This is a genomic window from Streptomyces ovatisporus (genome assembly GCF_042653885.1).
Lineage (GTDB): Bacteria > Actinomycetota > Actinomycetes > Streptomycetales > Streptomycetaceae > Streptomyces > Streptomyces ovatisporus.
The window spans coordinates 239,893-250,026 of record NZ_JBHSFH010000003.1 but is presented as its reverse complement, the minus strand read 5'-3'; the positions used below and the strand labels follow the sequence as shown (position 1 = coordinate 250,026).

The following is a 10,134-nucleotide window of genomic DNA, read 5'->3' as shown; positions in this document are numbered from 1 at the left end:
CGCCGCCTGTGAGTTCGGGCGCGCAGCAGGCGTTGCTCAGCCGCGCTGGATGCCCGAGGTGTCCTGCAGGACGCCCCTGCGGCCGTCCTGGGTCTGCGCGACGAGCGCCTGGCCGCGCTGGTCCACGGCCAAGTACCAGGTGCCCGGGGCGAGTTCGGCCACGGGCTGCTGCCCGCCGTCCTCACCGAAGAGCGGACGCGTGACCGGTACGGCGAACCAGAACGGCTGGAAGTTCGGGTCCGGGGCTCCTCCGCCTGCCGCCGGACCACCACTCTGCTGAGCCTGCTGGGGCTGACCGGGCTGACCCGCCTGCGGCCCACCGGGCTGCGGCTGCCCCGGCTGCGGCCCGCCCGGGTACCCGTATCCACCCTGCGGCTGTCCGCCGTACGGACCGGGCTGACCGGGCTGACCGGGCTGGCCCGGGTACCCGTAGCCGCCCGGCTGCCCGCCGTACGGGGTGGGCTTGGGCTTGGGCGCCGGGAGAAGCTGCGCCTTCATCGCGGGGACCAGCGCGTTGGCGACGGCGGCCGCCGCGAGGAGCAGCGCGAAGAGAAGCGTCAGATACGCGCCGACGCCCAGCTTCCAGTTCTCGTTGGGGTCCGCCGCGCCGTCCGGCTGGTCCAGCACGGGAAGCATCACCGACACCAGCGACCAGATGCCGGCCCAGCCGACGACCAGGCTCAGCACCAACCCCCACTGGTCCAGGGCGATCCCGAGGAGCTTGCGGCCCTCCGGCAGCAGCCGGGCCGCGACGAACAGCGCCGCGGCGACGAGCCCGAGCAGGTGCACGCTCGGCAGCATCGGCAGTGTGGCCCGGGACCAGGCGGAGACGCTGCAGGAGTCGATGGGGCAGTCACGATCGAGATCGAAGAACGGGAGGAAAGAAGCGATCAGCAGCAGCACCGCTGCCCCGATCACCGCGCCATCGCCTCGTGTGAGCGAGCGGATGTTCACGTGGGGTCCTTAGTAGGTTTCAGGGGGTCTTGTTCTGGGCCGGGTAGCACCCCATCGTACGGACGGGCCGGGCGCCCGGCAGGGCGGGTCGCCTTCCGTGCGAAACCGTGCGGAGGGCGGGTTCTGCGGTGCTCAGCAGCACCGGGCCGTGCGGACACGGGTGCCCGGCGCCGCCGCCGCACGCCCCGGACCCCGTCCGGCAGACGCGTCTCAGCGCTTCCCTTCGAGGAACTCCGCGACGCCTTCCGTGACTCCGCGGGCCGCGCGGTCACGCCACTTGCTGTCGGTGAACCCGTCCGCGTCGCGAGCGTTCCGCATGTTCCCGCACTCCAGGAAGACCTTGGGAACCCGGCTGAGGTTGAGACCGCCCAGGTCGCCGCGGGTGTCGACGCCCTTCCCGCCGCTGATGTAGCGGGCGGGCCTCTCACCCGTGAACTCTTGGAAGGCGGAGACCAGTTCACGTCCGAGGGCGCGCGAAGGCCCCACGATCGCGCGGGTGTCGGCGGCCCCTTCGTCCACGGACTCGGGAAGGATCACGTGGAAGCCGCGTTCACCCGCGGGTGCGCCGTCCGCGTGCAGGGAGACGGCCGCGTCCGCACCGGCCTTGTTGCCCGCCTCGGCGCGAGCGTCGACGCACGGCCCCCACTCCCGGTCCCCGTCGTGCGTCAACTTCACCGTGGCGCCCAGCTTCTCCAGGCCGGTGCGGACGCGACGGGCGAGATCGAGGGTGAACTCCGCCTCCGCGTAACCGGATTCGGTCGCCGTGCCCGTCGTGTCGCACGCCTTGCGCGAGGTGCCGATGTCGACGGTGCGGTTGATCTCGGCGGCGTGTTCGCGGTTGCGCGGATTGTGGCCGGGGTCGATCACGACGGTCCTGCCCGCGAGAGGCTTCCGCTCAGGCCCGGACGGCTGCGGCGTCGCCTCGCCGTCCCCGTGGCCGGACGGACGTCCGCCCGCGGACTGCGAGTCCTGCTCCGACGACGTGGGCAGCGGCATCAGCGTGGGCGCCGGCTTCCCCGCCTCGGCGCTCCCGCCGACGGACTGCCACATCAGCCAGGCCGCGAAGGAGGCCGGCACCAGCACCGCCACGACGGCCGTCACCCGCCTCACCCGGCCCCGCGCGGCTCCGGCCCCCGGAGCCCAACGGGTGCTCGGCGGCTTCTCGTTCGGTGACGGGCTTCCCTCATGCACGCCTGGGATGCTACGGGCTCCGTCAGATTCCCGGGCCCGTACGCTGCAGAACGCGGAGCGAGCCCGTCACCGAGATCTCCTCGAACGCGCCGGAGCCGAGCGCCCGGCAGTAGATCCGGTACGGCGCCCTGCCCCCGTCGGCGGGGTCGGGGAAGACGTCGTGGATCACGAGCAGGCCGTCCTGCGCGAGGTGCGGCGCCCAGCCCTCGTAGTCGGCCGTCGCGTGCTCGTCCGTGTGCCCGCCGTCGACGAACACCATCCCCAACTCGCCGCCCCACACTGCCGCGACGCGCGGCGAACGGCCCACCACGGCGACGACGTGCTCCTCGAGGCCCGCGTCGTGCAGCGTGCGCCGGAACGCGGGCAGCGTGTCCATCAGACCGCTGTGCGGGTCGACGACGTCCGGGTCGTGGTATTCCCAGCCGGGCTGCTGCTCCTCGCTTCCCCGGTGATGGTCGACGGTGATCACCGTGACGTCCGCGGCGCGGGCGGCGTCCGCGAGCAGCAAGGTGGACCGTCCGCAGTACGTGCCGACCTCGAGCAGCGGCAGCCCCAGCCGTGCCGCCCGTACTGCGGCGCCGTACAGGGCCAGTCCTTCGTCGGCCGGCATGAAACCCTTGGCCGCCTCGAAGGCCGCGAACGTGGCGGGGCCGGGCTGTGCGACGGGCTCGGGCGCCCTGCGGGCCTGCGTCATCTGGATCCTCCGGCGGCGTGATGTCGCCGCCCATGCTGCCCCACCGGCGGGGGCGCCCGGCGGCCGGGCCGTCAGGGGCGCACGCACGGACCGCCGGCAGTGCCGGGAGATGACGGATCTCTGACGTATGCGCAACAACGCTGGCGCCCCGGGTCACGCAGTGCTCGAATCACTCACGTGGACACACCGACCCCGCACAACTCCCCTGCCGACGGCCAGGGTTCCCCCGTGGGCCGGCGCGTGGTGCTCGGCATGCTCGGACTCGGCGCAGCCGGGCTCGTGGCGGCCCCCTACCTTCAGCGGGGCATGGAGAGCGCTCTGGGCGCCGTCTCCGACAAGGACCCGACGGGGGTGAGCGGTCTGCTGCCCAACGGCGGCGGCTTCCGCTACTACTCGGTGGCCTCGTCCGTCCCGCACAAGGGTGCCGGCGACTACGCCCTCACCGTCGGCGGTCTCGTCGAACGGCCCGGCCGGTACAGCCTCGCCGAACTGCGCGACCTGCCGCAGCAGCGCATGGTGCGCGACGTGCAGTGCGTGACGGGCTGGCGCGTGCCGCACACGCCCTTCGAGGGGGTGCGCCTCTCCCGGCTCCTCGACGCGGCGGGCGTACGTCCCGGAGCGGGCGCCGTCCGCTTCACCTGCTTCGACGGGGTCTACAGCGAGAGCCTCACCCTGAAGCAGGCCATGCGCGACGACGTCCTCGTCGCGCTGCGCATGCAGGACAAGCCGCTCAGCCACGCGCACGGCGGACCGGTGCGGCTGTACGTCGCACCCATGTACTTCTACAAATCGGCGAAGTGGCTCTCCGGCATCACCGTCACCCGCGAAGTGCGGCCCGGCTACTGGGAGAAGCGCGGTTACGACGTCGACGCGTGGGTGGGAAGGTCGAACGGACGTGATGATGCTCCGACAGCCGCCTGAACACGCGGAACCGGCCCCCGTCCGGTCGGCCGCCGCCCGCCCCGCCGGTACCGCAGGCAGCCCCGCGCCGTCCGGTACCGTCCTGCGCTTCACCCGCGCTGTGCGCTGGTGCCACCACGCCACGGCGGTGCTCATGGCGCTGTGCGTGGGCACGGCACTGTGCCTGTACGTGCCGGGACTGGCCGAACTCGTGGGCCGCCGTGCCCTCGTGGTGACCGTCCACGAGTGGTCGGGGCTGGCGCTTCCCGTACCGCTCCTCCTGGGACTGGCCTCCCGGCCGCTCCGTGCGGACCTGCGCCGCCTCAACCGCTTCGGACCGCACGACAGACGCTGGCTGCGCGCGGCGCTGCGTGCCCGCCGTCCGTATCCGGGCCGCTGGGAGCAGTGGGACGCGGGCAAGTTCAACGCCGGGCAGAAGGTGTTCGCCGCGTGGATCGCGGGTGCGGTGCTGGTGATGACCGGTACCGGCCTGCTGATGTGGTTCACCGGACTCACGCCGCTGGTCTGGCGTACGAGCGCCACCTTCGTGCACGACTGGCTCGCCCTGGCCGTCGGCGGCGTACTGGCGGCGCACGTCGCGATGGCCGTGGCGCATCCGGAAGCCCGTACGGCGATGCGCACCGGCATGGCGGACCGCGCCTGGGCCAGGCGTGAGCATCCGCTGTGGGAGCCCGCCGACGCCGACGCCGACGCCGACTCCGGCTGCGACGCGGACTGCGACGCCGACTGCGACGGGGACTCCGGCGGGGGCGGTGACGGCGGCTGACCGGCCTCTCCGGGGCGTACGGAACCCTGGTCCTACGCCCTGCGGCCCTCCGGTGTACAGCGAATATCCGGTGGGCCGCGCGACGGCCGGGTGCGAGCATGGCCACCATGTCCTCCTCCGCACACACCGGGCCGGGCACTCGGCCCGGCGACCACGACGACGGCAGCGCCCCTGGCGGCAGCGGCTCCGCCCGCACCGGCGGTGACGGCGGGGGGACCGCTCCGGCCCGCATGTGGGTCGTCGTACTGGCGGCGTGTGTCGGCCAGTTCCTCGTGGTGCTCGACGTCTCGGTGGTCAACGTCGCTCTGCCGTCCATGCGGAGCGGCCTCGGGATGGACGCCGCCGGACTCCAGTGGGTGGTCAACGGCTACACGCTCACGTTCGCCGGCTTCATGCTGCTGGGCGGCCGTGCCGCCGACATCTTCGGCCGAAAACGGATCTTCCTGCTGGGGCTCGCGCTGTTCACCGTCGCCAGCCTCCTGGGCGGTCTCGCCCAGGAGCCCTGGCAGTTGCTCGCCGCACGCGCACTGCAGGGCACGGGGGCCGCGGTGCTCGCCCCGGCGACGCTGACGATCCTCTCCACCTCCTTCCCGCAGGGCCGCGCCCGGACCCGCGCCATCGCCACCTGGGGCGCGGTCGGTGCCGGAGGCGGAGCCGCGGGCGGTCTCGTGGGCGGTGTGCTCACGGACGTGCTGTCCTGGCGCTGGGTGCTGCTGATCAACGTGCCCGTCGGCGCTCTCGTGCTCGCCGCCGCGGCGCTGTGGCTGAAGGAGGCCAGGGACCCCTCGGCCCCGCGGCGTCTCGACCTGCCGGGCGCGGTCCTCGTCACGGCGGGGCTCGGCGCACTGGCCTGGGGCATCGTGCAGACGGAGTCCGCGGGATGGTCCTCGGCGACGTCTCTCGTGCCGCTCGCCGCCGGGCTGGTGCTGCTCGGGGTCTTCCTCGCGGTCGAGGGACGTACCGCGGCGCCGCTCATGCCCCTGCGGCTCTTCCGGCGACGGGCGGTCTCGGCTGCGAACGCGGCGATGTTCGTCTGCGGCGGAGCGATGTTCTGCATGTGGTACTTCATGTCCCTGTACATGCAGAACGTGCTGCACTACACACCCTTGCAGGCCGGGCTCGGATTCGTGCCGCAGTCGCTCGGCATCGTCGTCGGCGCCAAGGCCGCGCCGTACCTGATGGCGCGGTTCGGCGCGAGGAACGTGGCACTGGCCGGGGTGTTGATCGCCGGGGCGGGCACCCTGTGGCAGAGCGGCATGCACGCGGGCGGCGGCTTCCTCGAGACGGTCACCGGTCCCGGCGTGGTGATGACCCTGGGAGCGGGGATGGCGACGACCCCGCTGGCCTCCGCGGCCATGTCGCAGGCGCCGCCCGGTGACGCCGGGCTGGTCTCCGGACTGGCCAACACCTCGCGCACGATGGGCGGTTCGCTCGGACTGGCCGCGCTGTCGACTGTCGCCACGGCTCGTATCCAGGGTGCGGACAGCCCGGCGGCGCTGGCGTCCGGATACGGGCTGGCCTTCCGCACCGCCACCGGGATCCTCCTGCTGTGCGCGCTGCTGGTGCTCTTCGCGATGCCCCGGACGGAGCGTGAGTCCGAGGAGCGTGGAGAGCCCCGCCGGCCGGGAGAGCGCGGGCAGAAGAGGCAGGACGGGCAGCAGCGGCAGGACGGGGAGCAGCCGGCCGCCGGCTCCGCAGGCAAGGGCTGAGGGCGGCAGGCCCGCGACCCGGACACCGGTGACTCAGGTTCCGGCCCCCGGGCTCGCAGCTCGCCGTTCTCTGCCCGGCGTCACGGGCCCACGTCCGGCGACTGCGGCGGCGCTCTCCCGGCCGGTTCACCGCGTCACCGCTTGCGGGCCACCCCGCCGAAGGCGGCCGCAGGGACCGCTCCGTCGTCGCCGATGTCGGGCCGCCACTCGTTGATGCGTACGATCCCCGGCGGCACGACGTCCAGGCCCTCGTAGAAGCTGCGGATGGTCTCCGGGGAGCGGAGGTTGTAGGGCACCGCCCCCGAGTCGTTGTAGTCGTCCTGCGCCGCGTTGGTCTCCGGGTTCTCGTCGACGCCGTCGTTGTGCGAGAGGTGACTCCCTGGCGCCAGCGGGGCCATGAGCGCGCGGACGAGGCCGCGGGCCTCTTCGTCGTCGGCGATGTGGCCGAGGACGCCGCTGAGTATGAGCGCGACCGGCTCGTTCAGGTCGAGGATCTCGCGTGCCCCGGCGAGCACCTTCCCCGGTTCGCGCAGATCGGCCTCGATGTACGCGGTCCGGCCTTCGGGGGAGCTGGTGAGCAGCGCTTGGGCGTGCACCAGGACGAGGGGGTCGTTGTCGACGTAGACGACGCGCGCCTCGGGATTCGCGCGCTGGGCGACCTCATGGGTGTTGTCGACCGTCGGGAGACCGGTCCCGACGTCGAGGAACTGACGTATTCCCGCCTCCGAGGCGAGGTGGCGGATGGTCCGGGTGAGGAAGTAGCGGGAGGCGCGGGCCAGTTCGTCGATGCCGGGGAAGGCTTCGCGGTACTGGTCGCCTGCTTCGCGGTCGACGGCGTAGTTGTCCTTGCCGCCCAGCCAGTAGTTCCAGATACGTGCCGAATGCGGAATGCTGGTGTCGATCTCGCCCTCTGCGCGGGCAGCAGCTCCGTGCGTGTCCAAGACGTCCCCCCTTGAAGGTATGGGCCGGCTTCCGGCCGGGGCAGCAGTCTTACGCTTCCGGTGGGGTCGTGCAGGTGCCCCGGAGTGATCCGTACTGGAACAGAGCCGTACAAGCCAGTCTGAGAAGGCGGCGCGTACGGACATGCCGAAGGAGCCGAGAAGCGATGCCCATCGACGTCGAACGGGCCGTGTCCGCCGAGCCGAGCAGTACCCGGATCAGCTGGGGACGCAAGGACGTTCAGCTCTACCACCTCGGGCTCGGCGCAGGCGTACCGGCGACCGAGCCGGGCGAACTGCGCTACACCCTGGAGAGCCGCCTGCACGTGCTGCCCAGCTTCGCCACCGTGGCCGGCGGCGGTCTCGGCGTCATGGGCGGGCTGTCGGCACCCGGGATCGACGTGGACGCGACGTCGGTGCTGCACGGCGCGCAGACGGTACGGACGCACCGGCCGATTCCCGTCGAGGGCAGTGCGGAGCAGACGGCCTCGGTGGCCGCCGTGTACGACAAGGGGAAGGCCGCGGTCATCGTGCTGCGTTCCGAAACGGCGGACGAGGACGGCCCGTTGTGGACGTCGGAGGCTCAGCTGTTCGTCCGCGGCGAAGGCGGATTCGGCGGTGAACGCGGGCCGTCACCGCGTACGGAGGTGCCCGAACGCAGCCCCGACCGCGAGGTGCGCCGCGGCATACGTGAGGAACAGGCGCTGCTCTACCGCCTGTCGGGCGACTGGAATCCGCTGCACGCCGATCCGGAGTTCGCCCGGCTCGCGGGCTTCGACAGACCCATCCTGCACGGGCTCTGCTCGTACGGAATGGTGCTCAAGGCCGTCGTCGACACAGTGCTCGACGGCGACGTGACACGGGTGAGGAGCTACAGCACGCGCTTCGCCGGGGTGGTCTTCCCCGGTGAGACGCTGCGCGTGAGCATGTGGACGCAGAGCGAGGGCGGTTCCGGACGAGGCGCCGGGAGCGTGCAGTTGGCGGTCACCGCGATCGAGCGGAACGAGGCTCCCGTGTTGACGGACGCGGTGGTCGAGCACTCCTGACGGCCGCGGCACCCAGTCCGGTGCCGACGACGCGGCGGCGGCCGGGCCCGGCCTTCAAGGAGCCGGTGCGTTCACGCCGTACGCGTGGGGACCGATTCCTCCGGCAGGGGCAGGGCCGTGGGAAGCGGAGCGTCCTGGAGCGGGACGGGTTTGCGGGGGTGGCCGAGCGGCCTGCGTGACCGGTCCGGAGCGCCGGACGGCGAACCGGGGGAGGACGCGTGACCTTCGGGTACATGCTCCACGGCCGGCGGGCACGGAGCGCGGACAGGGCCCTGAGGGACGGACGTTGCCGACTCCGGTGCCTCCTGGACAGCGGGTGCCTGACCGAACGGTCCGTTCTCCAGCGGGAGTCGGGGCGGTGGCGGGGCGTGCCGTCCCATGGACGGCGCGGCGTCGGCGCCGCCGGTCCCGTCGAGGGCCGGCGGCCCCGCGTGGAAGCCCGCGCCGGGCGACTGCCCCTGTTCCGGTGCTCGTCGGGCGTCCGCCTGTGAGCCGCCGGTGACGCCGGACTGCTGACCGGCGGCGGGAGTAGACGGTTCGTGCCCGGCGTCCGCGGCAGCTCCGGCTTCGGCTCCGGCTTCGGTGGGGGTGGCGGCCCCGGCTTCGGCGGTGGCGGTGGCGGCTTCCGCCCCGGCGTCCGCCGGTGAATCGTCCCCGCGGCCCGGCACCGGGAGCAGCTCCCGCTCCGGACCACGGCCGGCGCCGGTGAGGGACTCGGCGCCCGGTCCCGCCACCGCACCTGTGCCCGTCCCCGTCCCGTTCCCGGTCCCTGTCCCGTTCCCGGTCCCCGTCCCGGCGACGGTCGGCCTGGACTCGTCCGCCGGATTCCGCCCGCGCATCCGCAGCCGTGCCAGTCCGCACGGCACATGCGCCGTCGCACAGGGCAGACGCAGTTCGCCCTCCCGCGTCCATACGCCCTTCCCCGGCAGCCAGCCGCCGGGTGCGCGGAAGCGGCGCAACTCCTTCTGCATGGGGCGCCATACGCCGAGCCAGGCACCGCCCGCACGCGCGCCCGTCGTCTGCCCGTGCAGTGCCACGGCGCAGCTCTCCGGAAGCAGCATCTGCCCCGGCTGCACGGCGAACGGTGTCAGCAACGCGCCCTCGGGGTGCAGCGATTCGGGGAAGCGGACGGGGCGGTGACTGCCGAGCACGCCCCAGCCCAGCCGGGCCTCGCCGGGGGCGTTCGACCGTACGATCAGCAGCCCGCTGTCGATGTCGGCGAGCAGCAGGCGGTCGTCGCTGTCGTCCGTGATCTGGAGCAGGGGGCTGACCTCGCCGTGCCGCGCGAGGTCGACCGCGACGGTCTTCGTACGTCCCGTGCCCGCCGTGTCCGTGCGGTCCACGGCGAGCAGCCTCCCCTCGCGGTCCAGCCAGGCTCCGCCCGAGCAGCGCCCCGGTACCTCGGCGACGAGCTGGGGGCCTCCCCCGCCGCTGCCGGCGACCAGCCACACGCCGGTGGTGTGCTCGCCCGGAGTCATTGCGTAGGCGCGCCCCCCGCACGGAGCGGGCGGCAGCAGCGTGAGCCGCTCGGACTCGACGGCCCCCAGGCGCAGTTCACCCGTGCCGGGACCGGTCGGGTAGAGCAGCGCCAGCGAGTACCGTCCCGTCTCGCGCCGGGCGATGAGGACCCTTCCGTCGGCGAACGGCAGCACCTGGCTGCCGGCCTCCTCCGGGCGGTCGCCGGGCAGCGGCACCGCGTAGGGCTCCGGACCGTCCAGGGTCCAGCGCTCGGGATACCAGCCGCCCTCCGCCGATGCGTTGAGCCGTGCCGCGTAGGCGCCGTCGGCCGCGATCGTGAAAGTGGAGTGCCTTGCCGTCCGGCTGTCCGCCGCGATGCCCTCCGAGGCACAGGCAGTCATGGGTCGATCACCTCCAGTGAGGAAAGCTAGGCGCCGTGTCCCGCCCGAACAATGCG

General features: G+C 73.1%; 9 protein-coding genes. 4 read left to right on the top strand and 5 right to left on the bottom strand.

The window, feature by feature from the left end; genetic code table 11:
- Positions 1-36: 36 nt before the first annotated feature.
- The 3 genes from ACFPA8_RS02750 to ACFPA8_RS02740 all read right to left on the bottom strand — a co-directional run bounded on the left by ACFPA8_RS02750 (position 37) and on the right by ACFPA8_RS02740 (position 2,839).
- A complete protein-coding gene (locus ACFPA8_RS02750; protein ID WP_386441664.1) occupies positions 37-954 on the bottom strand; it encodes a hypothetical protein in 918 nt (305 codons plus the stop codon).
- 210 nt (positions 955-1,164) lie between these two features.
- Entirely contained in the window at positions 1,165-2,145 is a 981-nt protein-coding gene (locus ACFPA8_RS02745) for an N-acetylmuramoyl-L-alanine amidase (protein WP_386441661.1), read from the bottom strand.
- A gap of 22 nt (positions 2,146-2,167) precedes the next feature.
- On the bottom strand, positions 2,168-2,839 hold the full coding sequence (locus tag ACFPA8_RS02740; protein WP_386441658.1) for a class I SAM-dependent methyltransferase: 672 nt from the start codon (positions 2,837-2,839) through the stop codon (positions 2,168-2,170).
- 252 nt (positions 2,840-3,091) lie between these two features.
- Between ACFPA8_RS02740 and ACFPA8_RS02735 the strand changes: the two genes are divergently transcribed.
- The 3 genes from ACFPA8_RS02735 to ACFPA8_RS02725 all read left to right on the top strand — a co-directional run bounded on the left by ACFPA8_RS02735 (position 3,092) and on the right by ACFPA8_RS02725 (position 6,235).
- Positions 3,092-3,760 carry a molybdopterin-dependent oxidoreductase gene (locus ACFPA8_RS02735; RefSeq protein WP_386442788.1) on the top strand — a complete coding sequence of 223 codons (669 nt, stop codon included), beginning with the start codon at positions 3,092-3,094 and terminating at the stop codon, positions 3,758-3,760.
- A complete protein-coding gene (locus tag ACFPA8_RS02730; RefSeq protein ID WP_386442785.1) occupies positions 3,738-4,526 on the top strand; it encodes a cytochrome b/b6 domain-containing protein in 789 nt (262 codons plus the stop codon). The genes ACFPA8_RS02735 and ACFPA8_RS02730 overlap by 23 nt, the downstream gene beginning before the upstream one ends.
- 107 nt (positions 4,527-4,633) lie before the next feature.
- A complete protein-coding gene (locus ACFPA8_RS02725; RefSeq protein WP_386441655.1) occupies positions 4,634-6,235 on the top strand; it encodes an MFS transporter in 1,602 nt (533 codons plus the stop codon).
- 134 nt (positions 6,236-6,369) lie between these two features.
- On the opposite strand, the gene ACFPA8_RS02720 is transcribed toward ACFPA8_RS02725, so the two are convergent.
- Complete coding sequence (locus tag ACFPA8_RS02720; protein ID WP_386441652.1) at positions 6,370-7,176, bottom strand: SAM-dependent methyltransferase; 807 nt, start codon at positions 7,174-7,176, stop codon at positions 6,370-6,372.
- Between the two features lie 164 nt (positions 7,177-7,340).
- Between ACFPA8_RS02720 and ACFPA8_RS02715 the strand changes: the two genes are divergently transcribed.
- Positions 7,341-8,219, top strand: coding sequence for a MaoC/PaaZ C-terminal domain-containing protein (locus ACFPA8_RS02715; protein ID WP_386441649.1), 879 nt, complete (start codon positions 7,341-7,343; stop codon positions 8,217-8,219).
- 71 nt (positions 8,220-8,290) lie between these two features.
- On the opposite strand, the gene ACFPA8_RS02710 is transcribed toward ACFPA8_RS02715, so the two are convergent.
- The gene (locus ACFPA8_RS02710; protein WP_386441648.1) at positions 8,291-10,078 is read right to left on the bottom strand and encodes a hypothetical protein; all 1,788 of its coding nucleotides are present in this window, start codon (positions 10,076-10,078) and stop codon (positions 8,291-8,293) included.
- Between the last annotated feature and the right edge of the window lie 56 nt (positions 10,079-10,134).